The sequence below is a fragment of the Alteromonas portus genome (assembly GCF_005117025.1).
GTDB lineage: Bacteria > Pseudomonadota > Gammaproteobacteria > Enterobacterales > Alteromonadaceae > Alteromonas > Alteromonas portus.
Window position 1 is genome coordinate 340,630 of record NZ_SWCO01000001.1, and the last position, 15,472, is coordinate 356,101.

The following is a 15,472-nucleotide window of genomic DNA, read 5'->3' on the forward strand; positions in this document are numbered from 1 at the left end:
AAGTGCTCATCGCTTTTTAGCAACCAAGGTCGCTAGATAAGCCGCCTAACTGACCTTCGACAGCGCTTTCTTTATAGCTTGGTAATGAAGGCATGATATTTAACCCCGTGCGGCTTTCTACTTCGTTCACGGTTACTTCAGTAGAGCAAAAGTTGTCGCTACGGGACGCATTTTGCTCCATGATAAATGCTGACGCTTCTACCCACCCGTTAACGTCAGTTATAACCACTTTAAAATAGCCGCTTGGGATAGTATGAGATTCGTCGGCTTCAGGCAGAGACCCAAAATACCACTCATATAATGGTCCTGAGACCACGTATACATCTTGTCCAGAACGCACAACGTTACGAACAGCGTTTTCTAAATCAACCCATGGGCCTTGGTTTAAATCTGAGTCTTGGGGAGTAATGTTTGATAAGTAGTTCAAAGTACTCCAGTCAGCAGTATTACTAAATGATGCAAGAGGAACTTGGTGTCCACGATCCGTACCAATAGTTGCCCATGCACTTGTATAATCGTTTGGCTCCAAAGTATTTGCAGAGTTTATTGAGGGATCAGCCTTCCAGTTTCTACTACGAGATGGCCCGTCAATAGTACTTGGGGTAACGTGATAAGCAACCCAGTTGGCGAATTTAGTTTGAGAGTTATTGTGAAGCGTGTAAATAGAGCGAGTAATTGTTTGGCCCGACACACCCGTCGGGCAGTTGTAAACACAGTTGTCTGCAGCTGCACTAAAAGCTACAAAAGCCATTATCGATATAAAGTATTTTTTCATTTTATTTCCTTTGTAAGTGTTTCCTGCTTTAGGGCAGGCTGTACCAAAGTACAGGTATAAGATGTCAGGAAATAGAAATAAATATGACATTACTCAGTGACTTAGTTTGATAGAGCTAAGGTTGCAGTTGTGTAGTGGAAATGTTGGTAAACGGCAAGCATGCGGTTATTTGCGAGTAACTAAGACCAAACTGGTTCATTTGTGTAACGTTATCCTTTATGGTGCTTCGTCAAAATAATAATGGACCAATATTTATGGACTCAACGTCACGCCCCAGCCTGTTTCAGCGCTACATGAATGGCAGTTTGGTACTGCAAATTATCATCGGTATTGTATGTGGTATTGCGATAGCGAGTTTTTCACCTTCAGCTGCTCAATCTGCAGGGCTGTTGGGGAGCTTATTCGTAAAAGCCCTTAAAGCGATTGCGCCTCTGTTAGTGTTTGTTTTGGTCATGGCGTCAATTGCCAATCACAAACAAAATGAGCAAACCTTTATCAAACCCGTTTTGGTGCTGTACCTCGTAGGTACGCTACTGGCATCGCTCACTGCGGTGTTGGCGAGTTTCGCTTTTCCTACAAGCCTGAGTTTAGTAACTTCAGAAGTTAGTCAAGCTGCGCCGAAAGGGGTATCGGAAGTGCTCACCACATTGCTTTATAACATGGTGGATAACCCGGTGAACGCGCTAGTAAACGGAAACTATATTGGTATTCTAACCTGGGCTGTAGGCCTAGGTTTAGGCCTTCGTCATGCTAGCGAGGCAACGAAAGCGCTACTTCAAAATATGGCTGATAGCGTAACAACCGTAGTTGGGTTTGTTATCAGACTCGCGCCTTTCGGTATTTTCGGCTTGGTAGCCAATACCATAGCGACTACAGGCTTTGAAGCATTGCTTGGCTATTCACATCTACTAACAGTGCTGATTGGCGCTATGCTATTTATCGCACTTGTAGCCAATCCGTTGTTAGTATTTTTGGCAACGAAAAAGAACCCTTATCCTCTGGTATTTAAATGCTTAAAAGAAAGTGGTATTACGGCATTTTTCACCCGTAGTTCGGCGGCGAATATTCCGGTAAACATGGCGCTGTGTAAACGCTTAAAGCTTGATGAGGATACCTATTCGGTATCTATTCCGTTAGGCGCTACTATAAATATGGCTGGGGCTGCAATTACAATTACCGTGTTGACGCTAGCTGCGGTTAATACCTTGGGAATTTCTGTAGACTTTCCCACCGCGGTACTATTAAGCGTTATTGCTGCGGTATCAGCATGCGGAAGTTCAGGTGTTGCTGGTGGTTCGCTACTGCTTATTCCGCTTGCCTGTAGCCTGTTCAACATACCTAATGAAGTGGCTATGCAGGTGGTCGCGGTGGGCTTTATTGTGGGCGTATTGCAAGACTCTGCCGAAACGGCGCTAAATAGCTCTACTGATGTTTTGTTTACAGCTGCTGCGTGTGAAAGGGCAGGCGGCCAGTAAACATAAAAGCGTTAAACAGTTTAAGTGTGCGAACTTACTGCATCTACCGCTTCAAAAATTAGCCGTGCAGCCAGCTTTGCTGTGCGGCTATCAATATCATAATTGGGGTTCATTTCCGCAACGTCACACAATCTCCATTGATACCCGTAAGTACTTTGATGCTGTGCTAAAAAGTGTAGCGTGTTGATAACTAGTGTGGGGGAAATCCCCAATGCACTGGGCGCGCTAACGCCAGGTGCTTGTGCGGCTGGAAATGCATCTAAACATACAGTGACGTAAAGCTCATCGATGTCTTTTAGCATCGGAGAGAGCAGCTCATCTATTCGCTGCATGCACAGCGATTCATCATTTAACGCCAAATCGGTTAAATAACGCGTGTTTGACATATTGGCAAAGGTAAACAGCGCTGGTGTATTAGCAGCTTTCGATACGCCTAAACAAGCGTAATGAAACGGTGTGTCGTGTAGCTGGCAGTGATCATACACTTGCCTGAACGGCGTACCTGAACTGGTGTTTGGTGAAGGCTTTCTTAAATCGAAATGGGCGTCGAAATTAATAATACCAATGCGGGCGCTTTCGGGCTTAGCATTGAAAACCCCTTGATAGCTACCCCATGCAATTTCATGTCCCCCTCCCAGACCAATGACCAAACCATCATTTTGCTTGAGCGCATAGCAAATGGCGTCAGCATATTGGGTTTGTGACTGGGCTAAGTTCTCTTTAGCGGTAACATTCCCTAAATCGGCTAATGATGCGTTTGGCCAGTGCCAAGGCAAGTTTGCAAGTGCTTGGCGAATAGCGTTGGGACCAGTAACTGCACCTACCCGGCCTTTATTAAATGCCACGCCCAAATCACTTTCAAAACCGACAAGGGTAACGGAGTTGGCTAATGAATTATCTTCGCCAACCGCGAGTTTGTTCACTTTTTGATGCCAACGTTGGCCCTCAATGCCGTCTTCACTGTCTATTCTACCTTGCCACTTAAACACGTTTACCTTCCTTAAACACCGCAATGGGGCGGTGTCCATTAATACAATAGGCAAGCTCAGCCGGCGTTTCGATATCCCACAGCGTTAAATCAGCAAGTTTGCCTGCTTCAATAACTCCTCGGTCTTGCAACCCAAGAGCACTTGCCCCATGTAGTGTAGCGCCGCGAAGTGCTTCTTCTGGCGTTAGTTGAAACAACACACAGCTCATATTTATTGCAGTAAGTATAGAAGCTAAAGGTGAACTGCCGGGGTTAAAGTCTGTCGCTATTGCCATAGGAATATTATGGGTGCGAAGTGCATTTACCGGCGGCTTTTGAACTTCACTTAAGTAATAAAATGCGCCTGGTAAAAGCACTGCAACGGTGCCACTTTGGGCAAGTAAGGGGATGTCGTTGTCAGCTAAGTACTCGATGTGGTCTACCGACAGTGCGTCGTATTTAGCCGCTAAAACAGCACCTTTACTGTCGCTAAGCTGCTCTACATGAGCTTTAATGGGTAAACCGTGTTGCTGTGCGCAGCTAAAAACACGTTCTGTTTGAGAAGTTGAAAAACCGATAGTTTCACAAAATACATCAACGGCGTCAGCCAAGTTTTGCGAAGCAATATGAGGAAGTGCTTTGTCACAAATAAAATCAATATACCCGTCTGAGTCCTCAGCAAATTCATCGGGTAGGGCGTGAGCGCCTAAATAGGTAGTTTTAATACTCACAGGAAGATGCTGCTCAAGGGATTTAGCCACACGTAACATACGCACTTCAGTGTCTAAATCCAGCCCGTATCCTGACTTGACTTCAATAGTGGTAACACCTTCTTCGCACAGTCGCTTTGCTCGCTTTATGGCACTGTGGAGCAGGGGGAGTTCGTCAGAGCGTCGAGTTTTTTCAACCGTCCCTTTAATGCCACCGCCGCGCTGCGCAATGTCTACATAACTTGCGCCCTGCAATCGCATTTCAAATTCTTCGGCGCGATTGCCGCCGTATACTAAATGTGTGTGGCAATCGATAAAGCCGGGTAATAGCCATGGGAGCTTGGCTTTCGCATTGTCATCTTCATTTAGTGGAACAAGGGAAGCGGCATCTATTACGTTTTTGGCATGCTTAACTGCTTCGTCCAGCGAGTTATCGGAAGGTATTAACGCAGCAATTTTGCCGTCTTTTATAGCAATGGCGTGTGGAGGTAATTCGCCATAAGGCAACTCGTTGTCTTGCATAGACGCAATGCGAACGTTGTAAATAAGCATGTCGTACTGATAACCCATAACGTGTTCCACTCTATGCCACCTCTTGTTTGCTTCTTTGTCTAACTCTGTCCTGAGCTTTTATTGAAACCTAGTGCAAATTTTGAAATTAGTTTACTTGTGCATACTTGTATATACAAGTATGCTGTTAGCATATTATTAACAATTTAGTTGTGAACCCACGATATGCAACCTCGATACAGGGTAATTAAAACAGCAATTTTGGATGCCATCGAAAGCGGTGAAATGAAGCCCGGTAGCCAAGTGCCTTCTGAAAACCAACTTGCACAGCAGCACGGTGTAAGCCGAATGACTGCGCGTAGAGCACTAAGTGAAATGGTGGACGAAGGTATTTTAATGCGTAGTCAGGGCATAGGCACTTTTGTGTCAGACAGTCGCCCCATGAGTTCAATGCTAGAGATCAAAAGTATTCGCGATGAAATAGAGCAGCGGGGGCATAGGTATACCAATGAAATATTGGTATTGGAAACTTCGCCAGCCAGTGATGCTATTTCTCAGCGCTTAGCTGTTGATGTAGGAGTGCCTGTATTTCACAGCATTATTGTGCATTGTGAAAACAACTTACCTGTTCAGTATGAAGAACGATGGGTTAACCCTGCGTGGATTAGCGACTATTTAGACAAAGATTTTAAAGCGCAAACCGCAAACTTTTATCTGAACCAAGTCGCGCCACTTTCTCAGGCGGACCACAGCGTAGAAGCAGTAATTGTTGAAAAAGATATTGCTCAGGCATTACTGATAAAGCCTAAAGAGCCCTGCCTAAAAGTTACTCGACGAACGTTTTCACGGGGGCAGGGAGGGGCAACAGGCGCAGGCGTTGTAGTGAGTCATGCAGTGCTTTATCACCCAGGCAGTCGTTACCGCTTAGGAGGACATTTGGAGTTCTAAATTTATACGCGCTGAAGGTGAGAGCCACCAAAGTACTGTTATAAAAAATGCGGTTTCTTATAAAAATATATTGGCGAAACAAGAAGCCCAGGAGAAGTTTATGAAACGCCTTGACCCTAAAAGAGACATTCGCGCCCCAAGAGGCAGTACGCTAAATGCAAAGAGCTGGCAAACTGAAGCGCCACTTCGCATGTTAATGAATAACCTCGACCCGGACGTTGCTGAGCATCCGCAAAATTTGGTGGTATACGGCGGAATAGGGCGCGCGGCCCGTGACTGGACATCGTACGACAAAATTGTTGAAGTGCTTAAGCGCTTAAATACCGACGAAACCTTGCTCATTCAGTCAGGCAAACCCGTCGGCGTATTTCCTACCCACGAAAACGCACCTCGTGTGCTGATTGCTAATTCTAATCTTGTGCCACATTGGGCTAACTGGGAACATTTTAACGCCCTGGATAAAGAAGGCTTGATGATGTACGGGCAAATGACGGCAGGGTCTTGGATATACATAGGTTCGCAAGGCATAGTACAAGGCACTTATGAAACCTTTGTTAGCGTGGCCAAAACTCACTTTGACGGCAGTGCTGAAGGGTGTTGGATTTTAACCGGCGGTTTAGGCGGTATGGGCGGCGCACAGCCTCTTGCTGCTACTATGGTGGGCTTTTCAATGGTGGCAGTAGAGGTTGACGAAACCCGTATAGATTTCAGAATTCGCACGGGCTATTTAGATAAAAAAGCCCATTCACTTGAAGAAGCTATGCGGCTGTTAGAACAAGCCAAACAAAGCAATAAACCCGTATCCATTGGTTTACTTGGGAACGCTGCTGAGGTATTTCCCGATATGCTAGATAAAGGGATCATTCCCGATGTAGTGACCGACCAAACTAGTGCACACGATCCGCTTAATGGCTATCTGCCGGTGGGGTGGACGCTGGACCAAGCCGAGGCACAGCGAACAAAAGACGAAGCTTGCGTAATTAAAAAAGCGAAACAGTCGATGGCATTGCAGGTTAAAGCTATGTTGGGTTTTCAACAAGCAGGGGCCGCCACCCTTGATTATGGCAATAACATTAGACAAATGGCACTGGAAGAAGGCATTGAGCATGCGTTCGATTTCCCAGGTTTTGTTCCTGCCTATATTCGACCACTTTTCTGTCAAGGCATAGGGCCTTTTAGGTGGGCTGCGCTGTCGGGCGATCCGGAAGATATCTATAAGACGGACGCTAAAGTTAAAGAGCTTATTCCCGACAACCCACATTTACATAACTGGCTTGATATGGCCAAAGAACGTATTCAGTTCCAAGGCCTGCCCGCCCGTATTTGCTGGGTGGGGCTGGGTGAAAGACAAAAGCTGGGGCTTGCCTTTAATGAAATGGTTCGCAGTGGCGAGCTGAGCGCGCCAGTTGTGATTGGACGGGATCATCTCGACTCGGGTTCGGTAGCTTCACCCAATAGAGAAACCGAGGCCATGCTTGACGGCTCAGATGCAGTTTCGGACTGGCCGCTGCTGAATGCACTATTAAACACAGCGGGTGGTGCAACCTGGGTAAGCCTTCATCATGGAGGCGGAGTTGGTATGGGCTTTAGCCAGCATTCAGGTGTGGTTATTGTTTGTGACGGTACAGATGAAGCCGCTGAGCGTATTGCTCGGGTGCTTCATAACGACCCTGCAACAGGCGTAATGCGTCATGCCGATGCCGGTTACGATATAGCGAAAGACTGTGCTGCCAAATACAGCCTTGATCTCCCCATGATAAATAACGGGGCTAATAATCACAGCACCCATGGAGCAAACACACAGTCAAGCTCGAACAAGGGCTTAGGCGGGGAGAAATAGTCATGTCACATTCGTCTTTTTTCACCGAAAAGAGTGGCGTTAAACAGCTTAATCTCGTGCCCGGTACATTAACGTTAAATCAGTTGCGCGAAGTGCACCGAAGCCACGTTCATTTATTGTTAGATGAAAGCGCTGCACCCGCTATAAATGCCGCCGAACAAGTGGTGCTGAACGTCATCAAAGAGAACCGTACTGTCTACGGAATTAATACCGGCTTTGGTTTGTTGGCAAATACCCGTATTAACGTTGACGAGTTAGAGTTATTACAGCGCAGTATTGTGCTCTCGCATGCGGCCGGTACGGGCGAATTTATGCAAGAAGATACTGTGCGCTTGCTTATGTTATTGAAAATTAACTCGTTGGCTCGCGGTTATTCTGGAATCCGCCTAAGCGTAATAGAAGCGCTCATTACCTTGTTCAATGCACAGGTTTACCCTGCCATACCTGAAAAAGGCTCGGTTGGTGCCAGTGGTGACCTAGCGCCTTTAGCCCACATGAGTGTGGTGTTGTTAGGTGAAGGAGAAGCTTTTTATAGGGGAGAGAGGATAAGTGCGGCTCAAGCTCTTGAAATCGCGGGCCTGCAACCAATTTCGCTGGCTCCAAAAGAAGGGCTAGCCTTATTAAACGGTACACAAGCCTCGACAGCGTTTGCACTTCAGGGGTTGTTCTATACAGAAAATGCGCTTCATAGTGCTATTGGTATTGGCGCTCTCACGGTTGAAGCCGCGTTAGGTTCTCGTGTGCCGTTCGACGCACGCATTCATGAAGTCCGAGGCCACAAAAGCCAATGTGATGTAGCGATGGCCTTCAGGAAACTGTTAGATACGTCAGAGATTGGTAACTCACATCAACGATGTGAAAAAGTACAAGATCCGTATTCTCTGCGCTGTCAGCCTCAAGTGATGGGAGCGTGTTTACAGCAAATGCGCTATGCAAAGGACATCTTAGTGGTAGAGGCCAATGGTGTAAGCGACAACCCGCTGGTTTTTGTTGAAAATAATGATGACGCTGATACGCCAACTGGCGATATTCTATCTGGCGGAAACTTTCATGCGGAAACTGTGGCAATGGCGGCAGATATGCTGGCTATTGCACTATCTGAAATTGGCGCACTATCGGAGCGCAGAATGTCGCTAATGATTGATACGCATTTAAGTGGTTTGCCACCGTTCCTTGTTGAAAATGGTGGGGTAAACTCGGGCTTTATGATTGCGCAGGTTACCTGTGCGGCGCTTGCTAGTGAAAACAAAACCTTGGCGCACCCCGCATCTATCGATTCGTTGCCTACGTCTGCTAACCAAGAAGACCACGTGTCTATGGCTACCTTCGCCGCGAGGCGTTTACGAGATATTTTCGATAACGTGGCAGGTATATTGGCCATTGAGTGGTTAGCGGCTTGCCAAGGCTTGGATTTTAGAAAGCCTCTTACCACCAGCGAAAAGCTACAGGCGTTAATGCAGCTTTTAAGAGAGCAAGTGCCATTTTACGATAAAGACCGTTATTTCGCGCCAGACATCGAAAAAGCAAAGCAGCTTATTAAACAGCATGCCCTTATGGATAAAGCACAACTAAACCTGATAGGCTAAATGATCATTGGCTCGGCATTTCGAGTAAACATGTGTAGAACAAAAATAGAATAGAGGTGGAATGATATGAAAACAAATGGACGTTGGTTTAGTTCAAAAGAGGCTAGCACTTCTATGAAAGGCACGTTAAAAAGCAGCATCTTTGTGAAAAGCACTGCGTTAGGTTTATTAGCTGCTACGATGTTTACCTTATCGGGCTGTAGTGACAGCGAAGTTGGCGACGTTTCGCTTGGGCTCTTTACCACAAAAGACATTAAAATAGATGCGCTTCAAGACCCTGTAGTCACTGGCGTGACCTGTCATATTTCAAGTATTGAAGCGAACCTAGATTTGTCTGACCCATCAGACAGCTCCATTGCGTGTAGGCAAACCGGCCCAATCACAGCCGAGATGTTAGAGGCAATTGATAAGTCGGATTCAGGGGAAGTGATATTCAAAAAATCAAAAAGCGTGTTTTTCAAAAACATGAAGCTTCGTCGAATTTATGATGCCGATTCAAAAACGCTGATTTACCTGTCTTACAGCACTAAAGAAACATCAGGCAGCTATAAACATAGCTTGTCTACGGTGCCACTATGGGAAACGCTTGCCTTTAAAAATCCCGCGTAGATGCTAAAACAAGTAAACGACAATGCCCTCGAATACGAGGGCACTTTTTGTGCTGTGTGCCAGCGGTGCCCACGCATAACTTCCATTCCAATAGCGTTCAATATGTTTAGCAGCAAGATTCGCTTTTGCGTGCTTAAGCATATCGCCCATTTAAACCATTAGAAAAAGCGCGTATAAACCAGCATAGCGCTAAGCGCGGTATCATCGTCTGTCAGCGGGCTATCACTTATACTATTGTCAAAAAACGTGGCGCCAATTTCTAAACGGGTCATGCCGCCTAGAAACTGTCGGGTAGAGACAGCAACACGAACTTCTGTATTAACCGCGCTGTCGCCATTATATGCGTTTCGAAATGCTGTCGCTTCTTCGGGGCGTACCCCGTAATAATAGTCGACATAGTTGCTATCTTGGTAATTCACACCTAAAGACGGCTCAATCATGAAGTTATCTATTCTAAACCTTTTACCAATGCTGGCTGATGCTTGATAGCCGTCGAACTTACCTAAAATATCAGCATTGGTAGATAACGAATAAACCCAGCCACCTGTGCTGTAGTTAAGCCCCAACCCTGCCGCGTAGCTGAAGTCTCTGTCGTCCATGCCGGTAAATACGGCGCTGTCATCTTCTTCATAACCTGCAAATACTGGTACAAGTTGAGCATCAAGAGTTAAACCCTTTTCTCGAAACAGCTCGTAACCGATAAAGGGGCCGTAAACACGCAATTTTTCACCGGTATAGCCGATAATAGGAATAGGCACTATGCGGTTATCAAAGTCGGTATAAACGTCTTGGGATGCAGCAACGCCAAATCCCCACATCCAGCCCTGAGGCTGCTGTGAGCTAGCGGGTTGTTGTGCACAGACAGTTGCGGAAAATGCAAGCAATGTTGATAGGCTTGCTGTGCTCTTACTTTTTAGTAAAGTCATTGTTAAATTTCCTTTTTAATCACAATACAGCCTAAACCTTAGGTTCGATCAATACCTGTGTGTTCATTACGCAAAATGCCTATTTAAAAGTGCTGTATCTCTCTCAAAGTGCGTCGCAACCCGAATGATTAACTCACTCGTAAAAGCAATACTTAAAGGGCGCACCAGATAACCCGCTACTTTGACTACAAAAAGTATGGAGGGTGTTTGTTACAGTGGCATTTAAAACGAATTTCCAATGGAAAAGTAGGCGATATTAGTAACCTAGAGCAGCCAATGATGTATGAGAGCGAGAATTTTTGCGGCAGGAGGCGTGATTCTGTAATACGCTGTGCGCTATTATGCGCAAAACCAGAATAGTGTTAAGAGAGTATTAAGCTAAATGGCTTTGAAATAAGGAAGTGTTATGAAGTTTGTGACAAAGTTAAGTGTGCTGGTCGCCATATCAATGCTTGCGTCAGGGTGTGTAACTCAAAAAGGTATAGACTCGCAAGAACGTATTCCACCTCAATCTAATACAGAGCAAACTTTGCCTGAAGATAAAGTGGAAGATGGTACGCTGGAGCAAGAGGGAAAAGGGCTGGTAGAGGAAGGTGATATACCGGCACAAGGCGCATTGGAACAGGACGCATTGGTACAGGGTGAAACCGTAAGCGAACCGAAGGAACAGCCTAAACGGAAAGTGGGTGTGTTTATCAATGCTAAGAAGTTTCCGTCACACACCCATGTCGGTACAACGAAGTTTAATAATTTCACCAAAGAATACAGTTATGACTGGCAATTAACTTCTACGGTTTTTAATAAATTGAAAACTGCGATAGAGCATTCAAGCAGCTTTGAAGTTGTTGATGTCACCTCAAAAGTTAAAGGTGCATGGCAGTTAGATTTCGTAGTAAAGCAAAATGAAAACTGGACTTTCAGTGAGAATCAAAATGCACTTAGAAAGTCATTGCTAGCAGATGGGATCACAAGAATCATAGTGATTGAAGAAGCACCCACAGTAGCAATTACCGAATGTGGTACCTATGGCTGTTCAGAACACGAAAGCCAAGGTTTTGGTCTATTCACTAGAAGCTTTTTGGGAACCGACCATTATATCGCTTCTGCAAGTTTTGATATAAGCATTGAGAATTTAGATAGGCCGGTAGATATTGCTGCACAGCCACTATTTAAAGAGTTGCTGGACGATGCGCTTAAAAACGAGCGAATTGAAGAATTTATCCCACCCAAAAACTTCGATGAGATTTCAGATAAAGAACTAGCGCCAGTCAAAAGTTTTGTTGTTAGTTACTTTGACCGCCTAGCCGCAACCGTGGCTCAATACTTATCTAAACAATAAGGGGTTAGCGAATGATAAAACGGGCGCTTAATTAAGCGCCCGTTTTGTTTACTGCTTGCCGACAATACCTCGCATGTACAAGGGTGAGGTTTTGGCGTTTTCTGCCCGCTTGTAGTTAAGGGCGGTAGGCTCAGTTCATCAGTTCTCAAAAGCTATATATCGGTATTTTTCGTGGCTTCGGTTAGCGGTAAATGATTGAGTCATAAGTCGTTAATTTTTAATTGTTAAGTAATGTAAATGGAAATACAAAACACATTGTTTTTGTAGAAAAGTTGTGCGATTTTATCGTGATATCCTTCCATACGTTCAAATCTAATAGGGCAAAAGTTGGGGATAGTGAGTTAGCTAGGTTTCAAAAATATAATTAAAAGGTGCAAAAAGCGCTAAGGAATAAAAATGAAGTTGCCGTTTAAATTGTTTTCAATATTCATTATGACTATTGTCGTTACCGGGTGTGTGTCTACATATGTACCACCCACAACAGGTTATAAAGCGCCTGAAAAAAGTAAAATTGGAGTTCTGGTTGTCGCTAAAGATAACCCTAGCCATACCCATGTTGGCACGACAATATTTAATAATTTCAGTAAAGAATATGGCTATGACTGGCAGTTAAAAGAACGCATTTTCAATATTTTCGAAGAGAAAATTGAGGGCGGAACATCATACGATGTTGTAGATATATCAAACCTCGTTTCTGAGAGTGATACGCTTACCTTTGTTGATGTAGTAAACAAAGAATGGGTATTTAACGAGAAGAGCGCTAGCACACGAGAAAAGCTTGTCGCTCAGGGCATAACAGCGGTTATTATCATTAAAGAAACGCCTACGTTAGCAGCAATGGAATGCGGCATGTATGGCTGTTCTGAACATTACAGCCAAGGTTATGGGCTTTTTACTAGAAGCTTTCTGGGTTTAGATAACTACATGGCCTCCGCTAGCTTTGCTATTTCCATAGAGACCATTGATAAACCAGTAGACATCACCCGATTAGAACATGTAAAAGAAACCCAAACATACTTGGCGAAACACAAGCCATTAGAAGATTTTGCCGATCCGGCTGACTTTGAAAATATGACCGAAGAAGAACTAGCCCCAGTGAAAGCTGCTCTTATCGAGTACTTCGACAACCTAGCGGGAATGACTAGACAGTTTTTAGTAGGGAGTGAAGAGGTTTAAGGTCAATAGAGTATTAACCTTAAAGAGATAAAAACTGTAAGCATTAAAATAACAAAAAGGGGCGGTGAGCGCCCCTTTTTACGTTACTTATGCATTTTCTTTATGAGACAAAAATTCTTCATAGTTACCATCGAAGTGGTTCAGCTGTTTGTCTTTTATCTCGATAATTTGTGTAGCCAGCGATGAAACAAACTCGCGGTCGTGACTTACAAAAATTACTGTGCCGTCAAACTTGTACAGTGCGTTATTTAACGCTTCAATGGATTCCATGTCCATGTGGTTGGTAGGCTCATCCATAACCAAAACGTTAATGTCTTCAAGCATAAGCTTTCCGAACAGCAAACGGTTTTTCTCACCACCAGAACATACCTGTACACGTTTGTTGAAGTCGTCGGACGTAAATAGTAAACGTCCTAACATGCCTTTAATTTGTAGGTCATCGTGTTTAGGGCTACGCCATTGGCTCATCCACTCAAACATAGTGACGTCTTCGGCAAAGTATTTGGCATTGTCCTGTGGAATGTAACCTATTGCCGCATTTTCAGCCCATTTATAGCTGCCTGACGTGGGCTCTATATCATTCACTAGGCATTTCAGAAGCGTAGTTTTACCTGCGCCGTTTTCACCGATGATAGCTAAGCGCTGTCCCGCTTCCAACAGTAAGTTAGCATTGTCGAATAACGGAAGGTCAGGGTAGCTATGGCCTAAGTCTTCAAGAGTGATCGCAAGGCGGTGAAGCTTCTTGTGCTGTTTAAACACAATATAAGGCTTACGACGGCTAGATGCTTTCACCTCAGCTAATTCAATTTTCTCAAGACGGCGTGCACGTGAAGTGGCTTGTTTCGCTTTCGATGCGTTGGCAGAGAATCGCGCTACGAAGCTTTGCAGTTCTTCAATTTCCGCTGACTTCTTAGCATTCTCCGCATGAAGCTGTTCTTGAACAAGCATGGCGGCTTGAATGTAGTCGTCGTAGTTACCTGGGTAAACACGCAGTTCACCATAGTCGATATCTGCCATATGCGTGCACACAGAGTTTAGAAAGTGTCTGTCGTGCGAAATAATAAGCATGGTCGATTTACGCTTGTTAAGCTCTTCAGCAAGCCAACTAATGGTGTAAATATCCAAGTTGTTGGTTGGCTCGTCTAGAAGCAGAATGTCAGGCTCTGCAAATAACGCCTGCGCTAAAAGCACACGTACTTTTTTACCCGGTGCGACTTCTTTCATTAAACCAAAATGATAGCTTTCGTCGATGCCAGCTGAATTTAAGATATCACCCGCGCGAGCTTCGGCAGTGTAACCATCCATCTCTGCAAACTGGGTTTCCAAGTCTGCTACGCGCATACCATCTTCTTCGCTCATTTCGGCTTTGCTGTAAATGGCGTCGCGCTCTTGTTTAACTTCCCATAGTTCACGGTCACCCATGATCACGGTATCGACAACGCTAAACTCTTCAAAGGCAAACTGATCCTGACTTAAGATACCTAACTTTGTGCCTGGCGCCATAGAAACGTTGCCCGACGATGGAGTAAGTTTACCGCTAAGAATTTTCATAAAGGTAGACTTGCCACAACCGTTAGCGCCTATTAGGCCGTATCGGTTGCCGTTGCCGAACTTTGCGGAAATATTTTCAAATAATGGCTTAGAGCCAAACTGCATTGTGATATTTGCGGTGGTAATCAAAACAGGTATCCAGGGGTAAAACGATGAGAAGAGATAGTAGTGAAAGCGTTTATCGCTTCACTAATATATAAAAGCGCGCGCACTATAAGGAATTGAGCGCTTCATGTCGAGGAAATTTTGAACAGCTCTTGCTCGGGTTTTATAAGAAAGAGTGGGGTATTGTATTTGTTTACCACCTAATCTCTCTATTAACGTTGAGCAAATTATTCCATCATCAAATTATTCCATCATAAAGAAAATATTACATAAAAGTGACTGCATGGTGAATGCTTAATTCAGGAGGGAATGAATGAAATTTTTCTTCCGTTTTGGTGCTAAGGGTTCGCTTAAACTACTATTTCAGCATGAAAAAAGTAAAACCTTGTCTACCATAAACAAAAGACTTTGTTAGTTGGTCTTAATCTTGCTGCGTCTGCCTATTGAAAATAAACCGCAGACTGCAAACGCGTCTGCTGAATCAGTGCGAAGTTTTATTTCACTCTTGTTTACCGTGCGATAGGTAATGCAAAAGAAGAATAAAACTGTGCATTTTATAGAGGGAAACATCATGAAGTTTTTGAAAAAAATTGCGATTGGTTGCTTTTCAGCAACGGTTTTAATGTCTGGTAGTATACACGCAGAAGCAATTAGCTCAGATTCCGTAATGCAAACTCAAGCAGCTCATTACAACAAGCAGCAGCTAATTGACATGGTTAACCGTGCTGACGTGCAGAGTAAATTAGTGAGCTTAGGTGTAGATAGCAACCAAGCTATTGCTAGAATCAACGGCATGACCGACAGTGAAATTGCGCAATTAAATGATGAAATTAACCAAGCCCCCGCGGGTGGTGTAGTGGGCGCAGTGCTTACTGTACTTGCCATCATCGCAATTTTAGACCTAATTGGTGTAACCGACGTATACCCATTTATTCGTCCAGTGAACAGCTAATTG

13 protein-coding genes are annotated in these 15,472 nt (G+C 44.5%); 8 read left to right on the top strand and 5 right to left on the bottom strand.

Features of this window, described 5'->3' with window-relative positions; translation table 11 throughout:
• Window positions 1-16: 16 nt before the first annotated feature.
• Window positions 17-775, bottom strand: a complete 759-nt coding sequence (locus E5672_RS01400) for a DNA/RNA non-specific endonuclease (protein ID WP_136780598.1) — start codon at window positions 773-775, stop codon at window positions 17-19.
• Between the two features lie 254 nt (window positions 776-1,029).
• On the opposite strand from E5672_RS01400, the gene sstT reads away from it, so the two are divergent.
• Window positions 1,030-2,250: a serine/threonine transporter SstT gene (gene sstT / locus E5672_RS01405; RefSeq protein WP_136780599.1), complete on the top strand. Its 1,221-nt coding sequence runs from the start codon at window positions 1,030-1,032 to the stop codon at window positions 2,248-2,250.
• Between the two features lie 20 nt (window positions 2,251-2,270).
• Here sstT and hutG read toward each other — a convergent pair whose 3' ends face one another.
• Window positions 2,271-3,239, bottom strand: a complete 969-nt coding sequence (gene hutG / locus E5672_RS01410) for a formimidoylglutamase (protein WP_136780600.1) — start codon at window positions 3,237-3,239, stop codon at window positions 2,271-2,273.
• A complete protein-coding gene (gene hutI / locus E5672_RS01415) occupies window positions 3,232-4,497 on the bottom strand; it encodes an imidazolonepropionase (RefSeq protein ID WP_167483126.1) in 1,266 nt (421 codons plus the stop codon). The genes hutG and hutI overlap by 8 nt, the downstream gene beginning before the upstream one ends.
• A gap of 201 nt (window positions 4,498-4,698) precedes the next feature.
• Here hutI and E5672_RS01420 point away from each other — a divergent pair, with 201 nt between their 5' ends.
• The 4 genes from E5672_RS01420 (at window position 4,699) to E5672_RS01435 (ending at window position 9,420) form a co-directional block, all read left to right on the top strand.
• Window positions 4,699-5,385, top strand: a complete 687-nt coding sequence (locus E5672_RS01420; RefSeq protein ID WP_240692131.1) for a UTRA domain-containing protein — start codon at window positions 4,699-4,701, stop codon at window positions 5,383-5,385.
• A gap of 100 nt (window positions 5,386-5,485) precedes the next feature.
• A complete protein-coding gene (gene hutU, locus E5672_RS01425; protein WP_136780603.1) occupies window positions 5,486-7,225 on the top strand; it encodes a urocanate hydratase in 1,740 nt (579 codons plus the stop codon).
• 2 nt (window positions 7,226-7,227) lie between these two features.
• Window positions 7,228-8,811 carry a histidine ammonia-lyase gene (hutH, locus tag E5672_RS01430; RefSeq protein ID WP_136780604.1) on the top strand — a complete coding sequence of 528 codons (1,584 nt, stop codon included), beginning with the start codon at window positions 7,228-7,230 and terminating at the stop codon, window positions 8,809-8,811.
• Between the two features lie 180 nt (window positions 8,812-8,991).
• Complete coding sequence (locus E5672_RS01435; RefSeq protein ID WP_205676471.1) at window positions 8,992-9,420, top strand: CreA family protein; 429 nt, start codon at window positions 8,992-8,994, stop codon at window positions 9,418-9,420.
• Between the two features lie 158 nt (window positions 9,421-9,578).
• Here E5672_RS01435 and E5672_RS01440 read toward each other — a convergent pair whose 3' ends face one another.
• Complete coding sequence (locus E5672_RS01440; RefSeq protein ID WP_136780605.1) at window positions 9,579-10,346, bottom strand: MipA/OmpV family protein; 768 nt, start codon at window positions 10,344-10,346, stop codon at window positions 9,579-9,581.
• A gap of 406 nt (window positions 10,347-10,752) precedes the next feature.
• Between E5672_RS01440 and E5672_RS01445 the strand changes: the two genes are divergently transcribed.
• Window positions 10,753-11,685: a hypothetical protein gene (locus E5672_RS01445; protein WP_136780606.1), complete on the top strand. Its 933-nt coding sequence runs from the start codon at window positions 10,753-10,755 to the stop codon at window positions 11,683-11,685.
• 396 nt (window positions 11,686-12,081) lie between these two features.
• Window positions 12,082-12,861, top strand: a complete 780-nt coding sequence (locus E5672_RS01450) for a hypothetical protein (RefSeq protein WP_136780607.1) — start codon at window positions 12,082-12,084, stop codon at window positions 12,859-12,861.
• A gap of 87 nt (window positions 12,862-12,948) precedes the next feature.
• On the opposite strand, the gene E5672_RS01455 is transcribed toward E5672_RS01450, so the two are convergent.
• On the bottom strand, window positions 12,949-14,541 hold the full coding sequence (locus tag E5672_RS01455) for an ABC-F family ATPase (protein ID WP_136780608.1): 1,593 nt from the start codon (window positions 14,539-14,541) through the stop codon (window positions 12,949-12,951).
• A gap of 547 nt (window positions 14,542-15,088) precedes the next feature.
• On the opposite strand from E5672_RS01455, the gene E5672_RS01460 reads away from it, so the two are divergent.
• Window positions 15,089-15,469: a PA2779 family protein gene (locus tag E5672_RS01460; protein ID WP_136780609.1), complete on the top strand. Its 381-nt coding sequence runs from the start codon at window positions 15,089-15,091 to the stop codon at window positions 15,467-15,469.
• Window positions 15,470-15,472 lie beyond the last annotated feature (3 nt).

Excerpts from the sequence above, each read along its gene's own strand:
- hutI (WP_167483126.1), bottom strand. The coding sequence starts at position 4,497 with ATGGGTTATCAGTACGACATGCTTATTTACAACGTTCGCATTGCGTCT.
- E5672_RS01445 (WP_136780606.1), top strand. The coding sequence starts at position 10,753 with ATGAAGTTTGTGACAAAGTTAAGTGTGCTGGTCGCCATATCAATGCTT.
- sstT (WP_136780599.1), top strand. The coding sequence starts at position 1,030 with ATGGACTCAACGTCACGCCCCAGCCTGTTTCAGCGCTACATGAATGGC.
- E5672_RS01435 (WP_205676471.1), top strand. The coding sequence starts at position 8,992 with ATGTTTACCTTATCGGGCTGTAGTGACAGCGAAGTTGGCGACGTTTCG.
- E5672_RS01460 (WP_136780609.1), top strand. The coding sequence starts at position 15,089 with ATGAAGTTTTTGAAAAAAATTGCGATTGGTTGCTTTTCAGCAACGGTT.
- E5672_RS01450 (WP_136780607.1), top strand. The coding sequence starts at position 12,082 with ATGAAGTTGCCGTTTAAATTGTTTTCAATATTCATTATGACTATTGTC.
- E5672_RS01400 (WP_136780598.1), bottom strand. The coding sequence starts at position 775 with ATGAAAAAATACTTTATATCGATAATGGCTTTTGTAGCTTTTAGTGCA.
- hutU (WP_136780603.1), top strand. The coding sequence starts at position 5,486 with ATGAAACGCCTTGACCCTAAAAGAGACATTCGCGCCCCAAGAGGCAGT.
- hutH (WP_136780604.1), top strand. The coding sequence starts at position 7,228 with ATGTCACATTCGTCTTTTTTCACCGAAAAGAGTGGCGTTAAACAGCTT.
- E5672_RS01440 (WP_136780605.1), bottom strand. The coding sequence starts at position 10,346 with ATGACTTTACTAAAAAGTAAGAGCACAGCAAGCCTATCAACATTGCTT.